Source organism: Nitrincola tapanii (assembly GCF_008368715.1).
GTDB lineage: Bacteria > Pseudomonadota > Gammaproteobacteria > Pseudomonadales > Balneatricaceae > Nitrincola > Nitrincola tapanii.
Genome location: NZ_SMRS01000001.1, coordinates 107,702 through 122,871, shown reverse-complemented (window position 1 = coordinate 122,871; position 15,170 = coordinate 107,702). Strand labels below are relative to the sequence as shown.

Annotated in this window: 12 protein-coding genes; 2 read left to right on the top strand and 10 right to left on the bottom strand. The window is 48.4% G+C overall.

All coding sequences use genetic code 11. The features are described from left to right. Positions 1 to 6: 6 nt before the first annotated feature. The gene (hemE, locus tag E1H14_RS00655; protein WP_149389529.1) at positions 7 to 1,077 is read right to left on the bottom strand and encodes a uroporphyrinogen decarboxylase; all 1,071 of its coding nucleotides are present in this window, start codon (positions 1,075 to 1,077) and stop codon (positions 7 to 9) included. Positions 1,078 to 1,222: 145 nt separating this feature from the next. Here hemE and E1H14_RS00650 point away from each other — a divergent pair, with 145 nt between their 5' ends. Beyond that, on the top strand, positions 1,223 to 2,257 hold the full coding sequence (locus E1H14_RS00650; RefSeq protein WP_149389900.1) for a sensor histidine kinase: 1,035 nt from the start codon (positions 1,223 to 1,225) through the stop codon (positions 2,255 to 2,257). Further along, complete coding sequence (locus E1H14_RS00645) at positions 2,238 to 2,951, top strand: LytR/AlgR family response regulator transcription factor (RefSeq protein WP_149389528.1); 714 nt, start codon at positions 2,238 to 2,240, stop codon at positions 2,949 to 2,951. Before E1H14_RS00650 ends, E1H14_RS00645 begins: the two co-directional genes overlap by 20 nt. A gap of 3 nt (positions 2,952 to 2,954) precedes the next feature. Here the strand turns inward: E1H14_RS00645 and E1H14_RS00640 are convergent, their stop codons facing one another. The 9 genes from E1H14_RS00640 to gltB form a co-directional block, all read right to left on the bottom strand. Further along, a complete protein-coding gene (locus tag E1H14_RS00640) occupies positions 2,955 to 4,250 on the bottom strand; it encodes a PilX N-terminal domain-containing pilus assembly protein (RefSeq protein ID WP_149389527.1) in 1,296 nt (431 codons plus the stop codon). Between the two features lie 18 nt (positions 4,251 to 4,268). Next, positions 4,269 to 5,264, bottom strand: a complete 996-nt coding sequence (locus E1H14_RS00635; RefSeq protein ID WP_149389526.1) for a PilW family protein — start codon at positions 5,262 to 5,264, stop codon at positions 4,269 to 4,271. Between the two features lie 39 nt (positions 5,265 to 5,303). Next, positions 5,304 to 5,750, bottom strand: a complete 447-nt coding sequence (gene pilV, locus E1H14_RS00630; RefSeq protein ID WP_268814348.1) for a type IV pilus modification protein PilV — start codon at positions 5,748 to 5,750, stop codon at positions 5,304 to 5,306. Then, positions 5,750 to 6,277, bottom strand: a complete 528-nt coding sequence (locus E1H14_RS00625) for a GspH/FimT family pseudopilin (RefSeq protein WP_149389899.1) — start codon at positions 6,275 to 6,277, stop codon at positions 5,750 to 5,752. Before E1H14_RS00625 ends, pilV begins: the two co-directional genes overlap by 1 nt. 5 nt (positions 6,278 to 6,282) lie before the next feature. Continuing rightward, a complete protein-coding gene (locus tag E1H14_RS00620; protein WP_149389524.1) occupies positions 6,283 to 6,660 on the bottom strand; it encodes a type IV pilin protein in 378 nt (125 codons plus the stop codon). A gap of 172 nt (positions 6,661 to 6,832) precedes the next feature. Beyond that, a complete protein-coding gene (locus E1H14_RS00615) occupies positions 6,833 to 8,263 on the bottom strand; it encodes a sulfatase-like hydrolase/transferase (protein ID WP_160141992.1) in 1,431 nt (476 codons plus the stop codon). A 70-nt stretch (positions 8,264 to 8,333) separates the two neighbouring features. After that, entirely contained in the window at positions 8,334 to 8,705 is a 372-nt protein-coding gene (locus tag E1H14_RS13385) for a pilin (RefSeq protein ID WP_149389522.1), read from the bottom strand. 437 nt (positions 8,706 to 9,142) lie between these two features. Then, positions 9,143 to 10,576: an FAD-dependent oxidoreductase gene (locus tag E1H14_RS00605; RefSeq protein ID WP_149389521.1), complete on the bottom strand. Its 1,434-nt coding sequence runs from the start codon at positions 10,574 to 10,576 to the stop codon at positions 9,143 to 9,145. Between the two features lie 96 nt (positions 10,577 to 10,672). Further along, positions 10,673 to 15,130: a glutamate synthase large subunit gene (gene gltB, locus E1H14_RS00600; protein ID WP_149389520.1), complete on the bottom strand. Its 4,458-nt coding sequence runs from the start codon at positions 15,128 to 15,130 to the stop codon at positions 10,673 to 10,675. Positions 15,131 to 15,170 lie beyond the last annotated feature (40 nt).

Genomic DNA, 15,170 nt, shown 5'->3' with positions numbered 1-15,170 from the left:
ACCGGCTTAAGACTGAGCATGATAAGGTGCGCTCAACTCATGCACCGCCTCAACAAAGACACCGGCATGCTCCGGCTTCACAAACTGATGAATACCATGGCCCAGGTTAAACACATGGCCGGGGCCGGTGCCAAAACGCTGCAGAATATCCGCTACTTCAGCACGAATCCGTGCCGGAGGCGCATAGAGTACCGACGGGTCCATATTACCCTGTAACGCCACACGATCACCGACACGACGCCGCGCCTCATCAATATTAGTCGTCCAATCCAAGCCCAAGGCATCGGCACCGGCTTCCGCCATCACCTCCAACCACTGGCCACCATTCTTGGTAAACATAATCACCGGCACGGCACGGCCTTCATGTTCACGGATCAAACCCGAGACAATCTTGCGCATATAAGCCAAGGAGAACTCTTGATACATCTGCGGATTCAACACACCGCCCCAGGTATCAAAAATCTGTACCGCCTGGGCACCACTTAAAATCTGTTGATTCAGATAATCCGTCACAGACTGCGCCAGCTTATCCAACAGCGCATGCAGCACCTCCGGGGTCGCATACATCATCTCTTTGATATGACGGAAATCTTTACTGGAGCCACCCTCGACCATATAGGTCGCCAGCGTCCAAGGGCTGCCGGAAAAACCGATCAAAGGCACACGGCCATTCAGCGCAGAACGGATGGTTTTCACCGCCCGCATCACATAATCCAGATCCGCTTCCGCTTTCGGCACCGGCAAAGCGGCCACATCGGCTTCACTACGGATGATCTTTTTAAAGCGTGGGCCTTCACCGGCTTCAAAATACAAGCCTAAGCCCATCGCATCCGGAATAGTGAGAATATCGGAGAAGAGAATCGCCGCATCCAGGTCATAACGCTCCAGCGGCTGCAGAGTCACCTCACAGGCCAGCTCCGCATTTTTACACAGGCTCATAAAATCCCCAGCCTGGGCACGCGTCGCCTTGTACTCAGGAAGATAACGCCCGGCCTGACGCATCATCCATACCGGAGTCACATCCACGGGCTGGCGCATCAGCGCCCTTAGAAAGCGATCATTTTTCAGCTCGGCCATAGCTAGGAAATCCTGTTATCTACATAATAGTTGGGCGCTATTGTAGCCCTAATCGATGGAAATTTCTGGCTTGATTTTATCTCTTAATCAAGCCTTTTTTGACTTGTGCTAAGCTAAAGACTCATTTGAAAGAAAATAAAACTTGATGGTCAAAGCCGGCTTGAAACCCAATACAACGACACCCCAGCTTTGCCAAAGCAAACTGGTTTTTCGCGCTCTTGTACTCGCACAGGCCGTCGCTATCCTGCTGGCTTTAGCGCCCGGTGTTCAGGAGGATCGCTGGTTACGTCTAGGCTTCACCACCCTGTTTGTTCAATGGGTCACTTTGCTGACACTTTTTTTGCTCTGCGGATTACAAAAAAAACTGCAACACCTATCACCGGCCTATTTCGCGAGCATCGCCTGTCTACTGCTACTCAGTTGCACCACTTTAGTCAGCCTAGTCGCCTATTTTATCCTGACCCAGAAAGGCTGGGAGGCGGGAACAAATCTAGAACTCTTTTTGATACACAATCTGTTGGTGGCGCTGATTCTTGGCATCATCGGTTTTCAGTTCTACCTCATGCATGAAGAACGTAATGCACTGATCAGCGCACAATCCCGCTCAGAACTCGATGCTCTGCAAGCACGTATTCGCCCCCACTTTTTATTTAACAGCTTAAACACAGCCGCTGAATTAACCCACTCCAACGCCCCAGCTGCGGAATCTCTCTTGCTTAATCTCGCCACGCTGTTTCGAGCAGCACTCAAGGCTGGTGAAGAGTCTACACTCAAGAGCGAAATCACGCTCGCTCAAGCCTATCTAGACCTGGAGCAATGGCGCCTCGGTGAAAGATTAAACATCGACTGGCAACAACCCGAACCGCTACTCGATATCCCCTTACCGACCCTAACCTTGCAACCTCTCCTCGAAAACGCCATCAATCATGGTATCGAACGCCTACCCAAAGGGGGTTATATCAAGATTCAAATCTTAAGCAGTCAAAAAAGCACGAGCATTGTGATCACCAACCCTCTCCCCAACTGCACAGACGATTCTCCTGGCAACGGAGTCGCACTGGATAACATACGCAAACGCCTTGAGCTAAACCTGGGTGCGCAGGCTAAACTCATTACAGGCCACAATGATCAAATTTATCGTGTCAAACTGGTGATCCCCCATGCGAACACTGATCGTTGATGATGAACCCCTAGCACGTTCGCGCTTAAAGCGATTGCTGCAAGCACATCGTCATTTCACTCTTATCGGGGAGGCTACAAACGGTGAAGAGGCGCTCACATTAACCGCAAAGCTGAAGCCGGATCTCATTCTTCTCGATATCGAAATGCCAGGAGAAAACGGCCTAGAGGTTGCAGCTAAAATCAATCAACTGCCCATCCCCCCTGCGATCATTTTTGTGACAGCACATGCTGAACATGCTCTAGATGCCTACCGCGTCAAACCTGAAGACTATCTACTCAAGCCAGTTGATGCCGCCAGGCTCGCCCAAGCCCTCAAGCAATTAGGCACACAAACACGCGCGCATCTTGAGAAAAAAGAAGAAGAAAACCCCTGGATCACTTATCAAATTGGCACGAGCCTAAGGCGCATTCGCTTCGATCAAGTTCAATATTTTATTGCAGAGGATAAACTTGTGAGAATGGTGTTTGATGGGGGAGAAGCCATTTTAGACAAAAGCTTAAAACAACTAGAAAAAGAACTCCAAGGGAAAGTCCTCAGAGTACATAGAAATACATTAATTAACAGATGCAGATTGGAACGCTTAACACTTCTACCTAATGGACAACATCTAGTTTCTATTCTTGGATGCACAAAAAAAATCGAAGCAAGCAGAAGGCTTGCCTCAATCATCAAACATACTCTATTCACTTAAACGCTAATTCAAAACTTCAGACCAAGTGACAACATCATAACGCCACTCTCCCGGTGTACCTGGATCCGTGATAATTGTTTCTGTTTCTGAGCCACCAGTACCACCACCTGATTGATTGTTTGAACAAGAGTCTGCATTGGCCCATAGAGTTCTTGCTGTTTCATTCAACAAACCTAATGCCTGATTAATTTGCTGACAATTATGATTAAAAAGAGCGGTGCCACCACCTTTACTATCAAAAGTCACCCCAGTTGAACGATAGCTCCATTCACCACTAGAAGGTGTATTCATATTCAAGACATACATGGAGCCTTCCAATCCACCATTACCACCACCACCTATGCTAAATGTACCCCCCAATACAATAACTAAACCATTCCATGAAGGAGTGCCTTTTGTGGTCAAATTTCCTTCGACTATTAGAATCCCTGAGCCGGTATCGTTGCCTTTAAATTCAATCGCAGCATCCCCTCTCACGACCGTAATTTTATGCTGCTGGCTTGCCGCATTATTTTTATTGACGACCGTATCATTTGGAACAGTATTCCCACATCGTGCACCCGAACTTGAACACACAGCATCAACAAAGCTTTTAACTTGGGCAGGATCACCCCATAAACCTGCGTTATAATCTATCTCTTGTACACCGCCTATATAGTTATGATCCCTGCCTTCCTTGATCAACTCAGCGAGAATATCATCTCGATCCCCCCCTCTACCTGTACCCAAGGCCGGTCCACCTTGACCGTTAACTTGGAAGGAATTAGAGTTGGGCACTTTAAACTCCGCAACATTACCCACTAGATTAATAGCACCTCCTGATCCACCCCCTGGAGTTCCGGTAGGAACCTCTTCTGTGGTTGGTGGCGTTCCTGGAATAAACTCCCTTCTTAAAGAAATTCGTAACTGTGTCAACGCGAGATTATCAATATCCTCACCTTCTCTGATGGCACCAAACACATTCATCTCGACTGTAATTGGCGACACATTAACCACATCTATCCAATACACTCCATTGCCATCAGGCACTGGAGTTGGGTTTATTCCGCTCGTTGCGATACCCATATCTTCAGCCCAGGTCGCTGCGTTAAAACCATTTTCTCGCAACTCAGCCAAAAAATGAGAAGCACCATATTCAGCCGCCATGGCTGATAAAGCCTTATTGTTTTGATTGGAGCTCATTCGCTCCTGCATACGACTCCCCTGCATCCCTAAGACTGTGACGAGAGTAGCGACCAACAAAAGAATCAAACTGATGACCAGAGCAACCCCTTTTTGTTGCTGTATATTCGTGTTCATTGCATACCTCCCAACGACTCAGCGACAAACTGTCATTTTAAAAGTAAATTCATTGTTATTTTTTAGACCTGCAGGTGCATTACTCGCACACATAGAAACCTGACACCCTGGATCTGATTTGTTTGTCACGATTGAATACTTATTTCCTAAATAACGACACGTACAATCCACCTCAACATTAGAGCAGGAACTACCACCATTACCACCGCCTAGAGTTGGCTCATCTGATTCATTTGATCCACCATTTTCGCCACCTTCCCCAGGATCATTAGGATTGACTTCCTCCTCCTCTTCGACAGGTGGATTTTCATTTCCAGTAGGTGGCGGCGCAGGAACTCCATTGGGATCTGGATGTACAATGATAAAATCTTCAGCGACCTTCGCACGCATGCTGGTTACAAACTGAATGGATAAATCACTGGATGTTGTGCTTTCCATAGAGAGCTGCACTAAAACGGTCCTTACATCTACAGCCCAATCATCTACTTCATTTGCTAAAACGTACTCATCATTACTCACACGTCCATCATCATCTGAATCCACCCCATACCATAGGTTTAAATCACTGACGCGTCGTACCAAGGTTACAGGTGCCCCTCCATCAACACTACACTGCAAGTTGCCACCAGAAACACTAAAACTATTTAACTGAGTGGTGCCCAAAGCAACTGGAGCACCCAAACAGTTCCTAACCCCATCCCCACCCGCAATATTCATAGCTAGCTCCGTATTCGATGAGGCACTATCGAAATTGGCAGCAGATTTAGTTAAGCGAGTAAGCGTATAGGACATATAGCGAAAAGCTTCTTGCGCGTTATCTAATTCAACTTTTGTACGATATGAAATTTGATTGGATTGAAAAACCGCCAAGGCCCCTCCAATCAAAAATACACCAATCACCAAAGCGACAAGGAGCTCAACCAGCGTAAAACCAGCCTGTGCACTTTTTACAACGTTAGTGGATGCCAATATCCGACTTGCAACTTTTGGGCTACTTTCTGACATGCTAAACATAAAACACCTCCATTGACTGGATAAACAATGCACACTCGGCTAATTACAATCCAGAACAGGTATTCGGGCTAAATATCGAAATGTCCGATTGCTATCCTCTTCATCTCCAGTAGCCAATCGATCAAGCCAGCTAATCGTGATTTCATACGTTGAGGTCGCTTCATCAAAATCCATTTCACCCGTCCAATTCGGCATCCAAGGATGCTCTTCGTGGGAGCCTCTCCAATCACCTAATACCTCATCACGCCTAACCTCATCATTTAACACACAGGCGTTGGCCCACAAGCGTTCAACTAAATCTGTAGCTTGCACTGCAGCGATAGATTGCTGGAAACTCGATTGACTAGACTGCATAGAACGCAATTGCAGCATAACAATTGAAGAGAAACCGATTGCAATAACAACCATAGCAATCAAGGACTCTAACAAAGTGATACCACGTTGCTTAAAACCTCTTCTATTCGCTCTAAATCGATCCCTACACATCATCCACACCCCCCAACTTGGGCTGCACCGCTAAGCGTTAACAGCACACAGCGTGACGACTCACCCGACACAACATTAATATTGGAAATGGGGCCGGTTATTTGGCCTGCCGAACCAAACTCAACTAAAATAGGCCCCGTTATAGTAACCGTCTCAACAACATTCCCAACTCGCATCAATTGAGCAGGCAATACATTCATCGGATCATCAGGGTCGGCAGGGATGCGCAACACTATCCAATTACCCCCTGTGGCCGGCCAATTTGCTGCACAAGTTACAGCATCACTTGACGGACAAAACTGCGCTGTGGAATTCGAGCGAACGGCCTCATTACGTGCATACTGCAATGCACCCAATATTTCATTGGCGGTAGCCGTGGTTCGATTGCGCTCCAATAGACTGATATAGTTCGGGATGCCAATGCTGAGAATTATCGCAAGCAATACTGTCACCACCATCAATTCAATCAAGGTGAAGCCGCTTTCGAGTGGCTTGGGAAGGATGATTGGACGCGATTGCCTATACATTTTAATCACCAACAATTTGCTCCCACCGCAATGCGATTTCCAGTATGAGTGAGTGTCATCACACCACAGGGATCATTCACCTGAGTACCGACTGGCGTAGCGGTTAAAGAAAAGGACTGAGCAGGATAACCAGAAGTAGGCGCAATCGTATAACGCTCTGGCTGCTGGACGTTAGGCGTACACTCAGCGTAACTATTGTTTAAGGTGTAACAGCGTTCTAATTGCTGCGCCACATCCATTAAAATCGTTTGAGCATCCACACGATGAGATCTCAAAACATATTGGGTATAGCTCGGATAGGCAATGGCCGCCAGAATACCGATGATGGCGACTACGATCATCAGCTCTATGAGGGTAAAGCCACGGACAATTGAAGCTTGCATAATAATTTTTCACCTTCAGCATTTACACTGCTTAGTTCTGATTTAATTTTAATGGAGCTTCACAAAAGCACCCAATCTATTAGGATAAACGGTTCCTACAGCAGGATAAGTGGATCCTCTTTAGGATCAAGCCAGATACCACCAGAACACCAAAAACCTGCATATATGAAATTTAATTTAGCATAGAAGTGTAAGCCCCTACCGTGGATGAGTCTTTCTTACTAATCCTGATCCAAGGAATAACATCTCTCTCAAAATAATTATCAAATTCCTCCCTATCAAAAATAATAGGGTGATGATCACTAACCACATAAACCTCAACTTCGTGCATATCTTCACGATCAAGCAGCTCTGAAAGGTTATCAAAAAACTGCTTATGCAACTTGAGATTTCGGCAAGTTTCAATACCACTAGGGATACCATACAAGACACAATCAAATGTATCGACATGCAAATCTCTTAAATCATAAATACTATGACTATTTAATGTAAGCCAATATAGAAACCCTTTATTATCAGAACGAAAAAAATCTTCGACGATAGGTAAAAAATCCCTATCACAAACCCCTGGCCAAGAATAACAGCGACGTGACCAAACTTGACTATTAAAAAATAAAGACGCATCAAACCCTACTCTTGGATACCAATGGCGTCGGTCATACATAGAACTCACTGCACCATGCAAACTCTTAGTTCTATAACCTAATTGATTTAATTTACTAGGGAGGCAATCATCTAGCCCTTCTTCAATTTTTTTAAAATTATAATGCAAAGGTTTTAATCCACAAAGCTCACGAAACTCCCCTGCAACTGTTGCGCTAGAAGCAAATCTAAAAGATCCCATCTCAACAGATCTTGACTGCAGCTGTTCAATCGAAGAAATTACATCTTTATTAATAAAAGGATTTTTTGTCGCCCCCCAAGACTCCGCAACAATAAACAAAATTTTGTCAGAAAGTACCCCTTCATCAATGGCTTGATACACCCTATCACTTAATGCATCATCTGTGTATTCATCAAATATCTGACCATCTCCCCTGACCATATCGAAAAATCTTGTAAACCTATAGCGGATAAAAAAATCTGCCTGACTATACAGATAAATATCACTATCCATCCTCCAATGCATAATTCTTTTCTCAGGGCTTGCCACAAGTAACACCGCATACAAATTCATAAATATCAAACAATTGGCAACCACAAGCACAAATAACTTATGAGACCTCTTACCAAAAAAAATTGACAAAAAAGCCAATATCAGAACCAATAAAGATCCTAAGAAAACAATTACCTTGTAAACAAAAGGGGCAGAAGGCAAAAAACTCATCCAGATAAAAATGTCTGAAATTCGAAAAAATACAAATACCTGACCGATGATTGCGAACAAATCAATCAAAAATACAGAGAAAAATAAAATAACCGATGTTTTACAGTATCCCAAAACCAGCAATATTGCGGGATATGCATAGTCAATATTCACATAAGGCCTTTGTACCGAAACATAGTCGGATACAGCCCAAGCGATGATATTTGGAATCAAGAAATATAGCGCTGAAAAAGTAACGTTACGAAGAGATACTGATTCATCCACTAACACTTTCATACCCACTTCTTGCAATATTCGCATTAAATATAAAAAAAGCCCTAAAAAGGGCTTTTTAAAGAAGAACTAATTAACTGCTAGTCCCAGGGGCACCGCCACCAAAAGTACAGGTAGATGATGCAGCTCGCGCATCACTCACTGTACATGTCCACTGATTTCCATTAACGTCAGGTGTCAAGGTTGCCGTTACATTACCAACAGTATTTGAGATTGTTCCATCTACACATGTCGAGGACGTTACACCGGCACATACGTCTGCGGCTCCTTCTTGGAGATTCAGAGATACTTGTAACTTATCAGCAGACATCTCAGCAACAGCACTAGCGCCTTCTGCTCTAAGAATATAATTCTGGTAGGCTGGAATAGCAATCGCCGCCAGGATACCGATGATCGCAACCACGATCATTAACTCAATCAGGGTAAAACCCGCTTGCTTTTTCATTTTGTTTCTCCTCAGGGAGTCTAAAAACAAATTAAGTAGATCATCACTAAACTTTGCTCTGCCACGCTTCCCTGCAGGGCAGGTGGATTCGCTAAGCAGAATCAAGCATAGCCTATGCCAACTCATCAACAAAGTATTAATCTGATTTAAATATTAAAAACCCTTTAGGAAAGAGAGAGTTAGATCAAAACCCTGCACTCTATCGGGTTTTTACTCACAAACACTCATCTAAAACACCGAGAAAGTGACCATTTATGTCAATTTCAGCAAATTAGGTCACTCAACAAACCTAAAGATTGAAAAAATACGAAAAAAATAGACTTAGCAGAAAAGCAGATCTACCGGCCTGAAAAGCAAAAAACCGGTGAGGCGTTTAACCCTCACCGGTTTCGTTGACTCAGAAGGCGCGAGCCTTTTTAAGGCTAGGGAGCGCGTTCTTAAACCTCTAAGAAGTCCAAAATTCCTTCAGCGGCTTTGCGCCCTTCATCGATCGCGGTTACGACCAGATCCGAGCCGCGCACCATATCACCGCCAGCAAACACCTTGGCATTAGTGGTTTGGAAGGCGAAGCGCCCTGCTGCTTTAGGTTGAGCGCTGGCATCAACACGACCATCCTGGTGTAAACCGATATTAAAATCGGCAAACCAAGGCGCGGGGCTGGGGCGGAAACCAAAGGCAATGAGTACGGCATCGGCAGGCAGGATCTCTTCCGACCCTTCAACCACTTCGGCACTTTGGCGGCCATTGGCATCCGGTGCACCCATGCGCGTAGTGACCACTTTTACGCCGGTGACCTTGCCCTGTTCACCGACCACTTCAACCGGTTGACGGTTAAAGACGAAGTTCACGCCCTCTTCACGCGCGTTAACCACTTCGTTTTTCGAGCCTGGCATATTGGCTTCATCACGGCGGTAAGCACAGGTCACGCTCGCGGCCCCCTGGCGGATGGAGGTACGGTTACAGTCCATAGCCGTGTCTCCGCCGCCGAGTACCACGACTTTTTTACCCTGCATGCTGATGAATTCAGACGGATCTTTTTCATAACCCAGGCAGTGGTTAACGTTGGAGATCAGGAAAGGCAAGGCATCATACACCCCTTCAAGCTCTTCGCCAGGGAAACCGCCTTTCATGTAGGTGTAAGTCCCCATACCTAAGAAGACCGCATCATAGTCATCCAACAACTGCTGGAAGGTGATGTCCTTGCCAATCTCGGTATTCAGGCGGAATTCAATGCCCATGCCTTCAAAAATCTGGCGACGACGTGTCATCACCGATTTTTCTAATTTAAATTCAGGAATCCCAAAGGTCAGCAGGCCGCCAATTTCTGGATAACGATCAAACACCACAGGCTTAACGCCGTTGCGGATCAGGATATCGGCACAGCCTAAGCCCGCAGGGCCAGCACCGATCACGGCTACGCGCTTGTCTGTCCAAACCACATTGGACATATCCGGCTTCCAGCCCATGGCAAAGGCGGTATCGGTGATGTATTTCTCAACCGAACCGATGGTCACCGCGCCAAATCCATCATTCAGCGTACACGCGCCCTCACATAAACGATCCTGTGGGCAGACACGGCCACACACTTCCGGCAGGGTATTGGTTTGGTGGCTGAGCTCCACCGCTTCCATGATGTTGCCTTCAGAAACCAGCTTCAGCCAGTTGGGGATAAAGTTATGTACTGGGCATTTCCACTCACAATAAGGGTTGCCACACTCCAGGCATCGATGTGCCTGAGTTGAGGCTTCCTTCGGACGGAAAGGCTCGTAGATCTCTGCAAACTGCTGTTTACGGACACCGGCTGCAATTTTTTCCGGGCCTTTGCGGCTGACTTCCATGAATTGGAAATCGTTACTTAGACGTTCACCCATTTTTCACCTCACTCGATGCCAGGGTAGCGACCCTGGCATCTGATTCTATCTCTACTTTTACCCGTAAGATTTCCCGATTGAATCTGCGCAGGGCGCTTATTCAGGGCGTTTGCGAATGCTGTTCAGCAGATCGTTGATGCCGGTGGCATAAGGCTTCACCAGCCAGAACTTGCCAATCAGATCATCGAAGTTGTCTAGGATCTCCTGACCCCAGGCACTGCGTGTTTCGCGGGTAAATTCGATAATGGTTGAGCGCAGGTGGTTCTTATGTGCCTCCATCTGCTCAGTTGCAATGCGGTGGATATCCACCAGTTCATGGTTGTACTTATCCACAAAGCTGTTGTCTAGATCGAGTACATAGGCAAAACCGCCGGTCATCCCCGCTCCGAAGTTGTAGCCCGTCTCACCCAGCACAGTCACCATGCCGCCCGTCATATACTCACAGCAGTGGTCACCGGCACCTTCGATCACGGCGTGGCAACCGGAGTTACGCACCGCAAAACGCTCACCGGCCTGACCAGCAGCGAACAATTTGCCGCCCGTCGCACCGTAGAGGCAGGTGTTGCCCATGATGGAAGCTTCGTTGGTTTTGTAATCCACTTCCTGGAAAGGACGCAGCACAATCTTACCGCCGGCCATCCCTTTACCGACATAGTCATTGGCATCGCCTTCCAGATACAGGTGCTGACCACCGGCATTCCAGACGCCGAAGGACTGGCCCGCATGGCCACGGAAGTTAAAGATTGCCGGCGCATCACACATGCCGAGGTTGCCGTGATGCTTGGCGATCAAACCGGAGGTGCGCGCACCGACCGAACGATCGCAGTTGGTGATCTTCAGCGCCCACTCGCCGCCGAGTTTATCGGCAATCGCCTGGCCAGCCATTTCAGCCATCTGACTGTTCAACGCACCGGAATCATAGGGTTCGTTGCGCGGCTGCTGGCAGGTTTGTGGATAGTGTGCCGGCACACCGGCATCACTGATGATGGGCGACAGATCGAGCTTGCTCTGCTTGTCGGTTTCACCTGCCAAGACTTCCAACAGATCGACACGACCGATCAGCTCTTCCAGAGTGCGTACACCCAATTGCGCCATCCACTGACGGGTTTCTTCTGCAACAAAACGGAAGAAGTTTTTCACCATCTCCACCGTGCCACGGAAATGATCTTCACGCAGATCAGCACGCTGAGTGGCCACACCGGTTGCACAGTTATTCAGATGGCAAATACGCAGGTATTTACAGCCTAAGGCCACCATCGGCATGGTGCCAAAACCGAAGCTTTCCGCACCCAGAATCGCGGCCTTCACCACATCCAGACCGGTTTTCAAACCACCGTCTGTCTGCAGGCGAATTTTGCCGCGCAGGTGGTTAGCACGCAGTGACTGATGCGCATCGGCCAGCCCCAACTCCCAAGGTGAACCGGCATAGTGGATCGACGTCAGCGGTGAGGCCGCTGTGCCGCCGTCATAACCGGAAATGGTGATGAGATCGGCATAGGCTTTGGCCACACCACAAGCAATCGTGCCAACACCTGGACGCGATACCAGTTTGACCGATACCAGACCTTCAGGATTGATCTGCTTGAGGTCGAAGATCAGCTGTGCCAAATCTTCGATCGAATAGATGTCATGGTGCGGCGGTGGTGAAATCAGGGTCACACCCGGCACGGAATAACGTAGACGTGCGATCAAGGCATTAACCTTACCGCCCGGCAACTGCCCCCCTTCACCCGGCTTAGCGCCCTGCGCGACTTTGATCTGCATCACGTCGGCGCTCATCAGATATTCGGGTGTCACACCAAAACGGCCTGAAGCGATCTGTTTGATTTTAGAGCGCTTCATGGTGCCATGACGCGCTGGATCTTCACCGCCCTCACCCGAGTTGGAACGACCGCCCAACTCATTCATCGCCACCGCTAAGGCTTCATGCGCTTCCGGTGACAAGGCTCCCAGCGACATAGCGGCGCTGTCAAAGCGTGGGAAGAGGGCCTCAACAGGTTCCACTTCAGACAGTGGGATAGGCTGAATATCTTTGCGTAGGCCTAAAAGGTCACGCAGTGTTGCTACACCACGCTGGTTCACCAGCTCGGCGTAACGCTGGTAATCACGCGGATCACCACTGGTCACGGCCTTGTGAATACTGGTCACAACATCCGGGTTGTAGGCGTGATATTCCGCGCCGTGTACATACTTGAGCAAACCACCCTGTTGCAGCGGTTTACGTGGGCTCCAAGCTTCCTTAGCCAATAAAGACTGTTCAAACTGGAAGTGCTCAAAACGCGCCCCTTCGATACGGCTGGCCACGCCTTTGAAGCAAAGTTTCACCACTTCGCTAGACAGCCCCACGGCTTCAAACAGCTGCGCACCACGATAGGAAGCAATGGTCGAAATCCCCATTTTTGAGAGGATTTTCAACAAACCTTTGTTGATCCCTTTACGATAGTTTTCGTGGGTTTGCAGAGGCTCAGCGGTGATTTCACCGGTGCGGCACAGATCATTCAGCACACGGTAGGCCAAATATGGATACACCGCCGTCGCACCAAAACCGAAGAGTACAGCAAAATGATGCGGATCACGCGCAGTGCCGGTTTCGATGACTAGGTTAGCGTTGGAGCGCAAACCCTTCTCAACCAGATAATGGTGAACTGCACCGGTCGCCATTGCCGCATGAATCGGCAATTTACCCTGCTTCAGGTAGGCATCACTCAACACCAGGATGACCTTACCATTACGCGCCGCTTGTTCCGCACGCTGGCAAAGATCGTGGATCGCAGCTTCCAGCGTCATCTCCGTCGGATCATATTGCAGATCCAGCGTTTCCGGCTCAAAGCCTTCGACCGTGTTATCACGCAGACGACGGAATTTGCTCGCAGACAGAATCGGAGTATTGAGAATAACACGGCGTGCATGCTCAGGCGTTTCTTCAAAGACGTTACGCTCTGTGCCGATGCAGGTTTCCAATGACATCACGATCGCTTCACGCAGGGGGTCGATCGGCGGGTTGGTTACCTGGGCGAACTGCTGACGGAAATAGTCGTAAACGGAACGAATGCGCTGCGACAGAACCGCCATCGGCTTGTCGTCACCCATCGATCCGACCGCTTCCATACCGGACTCACCCAGCGGACGCAGCACCTGATCACGCTCTTCAAACGTGACCTGGAACATCTTCATATGAATCTTGGTTTCTTCCGGTGACATATCACGGAAGGAGGTGGATTCCTCAACAAAACTCATGGTCTGCTCAAGGGGCAGAGAGTTCTCACGTAGCCATTTGCGGTAAGGCTGACGCGCTTTGAGTTTATTATCCACATCTTCGGTATGCAGCACTTCACCGGTGGCCGTGTCGATCACCAGCATCTGGCCTGGGCCGACACGCCCCTGGGCCTGGATCTGGGAAGGCTCATAATCAAACACCCCGATTTCAGAGGCGGTACAGAGCAAGCCATCTTTTAGCATGACCCAGCGTGAAGGACGCAGACCATTACGATCGAGCATACACACGGCGTAACGACCATCGGTCATCACCATACCCGCTGGGCCATCCCAAGGCTCCATATGCATGGAGTTGTATTCATAGAAGGCACGCAGATTGGAATCCATGGTTTCCACATTCTGCCAAGCCGGTGGCACGATCATGCGCACGGCACGGTAGATATCCATACCGCCGACCAGCAGGAATTCCAGCATGTTATCCATACTGGAGGAGTCGGAACCGGTGGTGTTCACGATCGGCTGCAGGGACTCAATATCCGGCAGCAGCGGCGTAGCAAACTTGCTGCTCCGTGCACGCGCCCAGTTACGGTTACCATCGATGGTATTGATTTCGCCGTTGTGCGCCAAAAAGCGGAAAGGCTGTGCCAGCGGCCAACGTGGCGCGGTATTGGTCGAGAAACGCTGGTGATAGGTACAGATGGCTGTTTCCAGGCGCGGATCACTCAGATCGCGATAGAAAACCGGCAGGTCCACCGGCATCATCAAGCCTTTATAGGAGATGACCTTGTCAGACAGGCTACAGATGTAGAAGTCTTTATCTTCAGTCAAAGCAATTTCAGCACGACGGCGTGCCACAAACAGCGCTGTCGCAAAGGAGGTTTCATCCTTGCCTTGCGGATTGACAAAAATCTGCTCGATCTGCGGCAGAGTGTCCTTGGCAATTGGGCCTAGGCAGCTGTCATCCGTTGGCACTACGCGCCAGCCGTATACACCTAACCCCTGAGCCTGAAGTTCAGTATTGAGGATTTCACGTGCCTGCTGTGCACGCTCTGTGTCCTGTGACAAAAAAACCATACCGACGGCATACTGGTCGGACAATTCGGTTTGCAATGTCTCTTTGGCGACTGCACGCATAAACGCGTCGGGCTTTTGCATTAACAGACCGCAACCGTCACCGGTTTTACCATCTGCTGCAATGCCTCCGCGGTGAGTCATGCAGGCAAGTGCCTGAATAGCTTTCTGCAGGAGAGCGTGACTCGCTTCTCCTTGCATCTGTGCCATCAGGCCAAAGCCACAGTTGTCTTTAAATTCACCTGGGCGATATAGACCATTGCTCATAAGCCAATCTCACTAAAAAATCTAATAAAACAAGAAATTA

Coding starts and splice junctions, on each gene's coding strand:
- hemE (WP_149389529.1), bottom strand. CDS start 1,077: ATGGCCGAGCTGAAAAATGATCGCTTTCTAAGGGCGCTGATGCGCCAG.
- E1H14_RS00650 (WP_149389900.1), top strand. CDS start 1,223: ATGGTCAAAGCCGGCTTGAAACCCAATACAACGACACCCCAGCTTTGC.
- E1H14_RS00645 (WP_149389528.1), top strand. CDS start 2,238: ATGCGAACACTGATCGTTGATGATGAACCCCTAGCACGTTCGCGCTTA.
- E1H14_RS00640 (WP_149389527.1), bottom strand. CDS start 4,250: ATGAACACGAATATACAGCAACAAAAAGGGGTTGCTCTGGTCATCAGT.
- E1H14_RS00635 (WP_149389526.1), bottom strand. CDS start 5,264: ATGTTTAGCATGTCAGAAAGTAGCCCAAAAGTTGCAAGTCGGATATTG.
- pilV (WP_268814348.1), bottom strand. CDS start 5,750: ATGTGTAGGGATCGATTTAGAGCGAATAGAAGAGGTTTTAAGCAACGT.
- E1H14_RS00625 (WP_149389899.1), bottom strand. CDS start 6,277: ATGTATAGGCAATCGCGTCCAATCATCCTTCCCAAGCCACTCGAAAGC.
- E1H14_RS00620 (WP_149389524.1), bottom strand. CDS start 6,660: ATGCAAGCTTCAATTGTCCGTGGCTTTACCCTCATAGAGCTGATGATC.
- E1H14_RS00615 (WP_160141992.1), bottom strand. CDS start 8,263: ATGAAAGTGTTAGTGGATGAATCAGTATCTCTTCGTAACGTTACTTTT.
- E1H14_RS13385 (WP_149389522.1), bottom strand. CDS start 8,705: ATGAAAAAGCAAGCGGGTTTTACCCTGATTGAGTTAATGATCGTGGTT.
- E1H14_RS00605 (WP_149389521.1), bottom strand. CDS start 10,576: ATGGGTGAACGTCTAAGTAACGATTTCCAATTCATGGAAGTCAGCCGC.
- gltB (WP_149389520.1), bottom strand. CDS start 15,130: ATGAGCAATGGTCTATATCGCCCAGGTGAATTTAAAGACAACTGTGGC.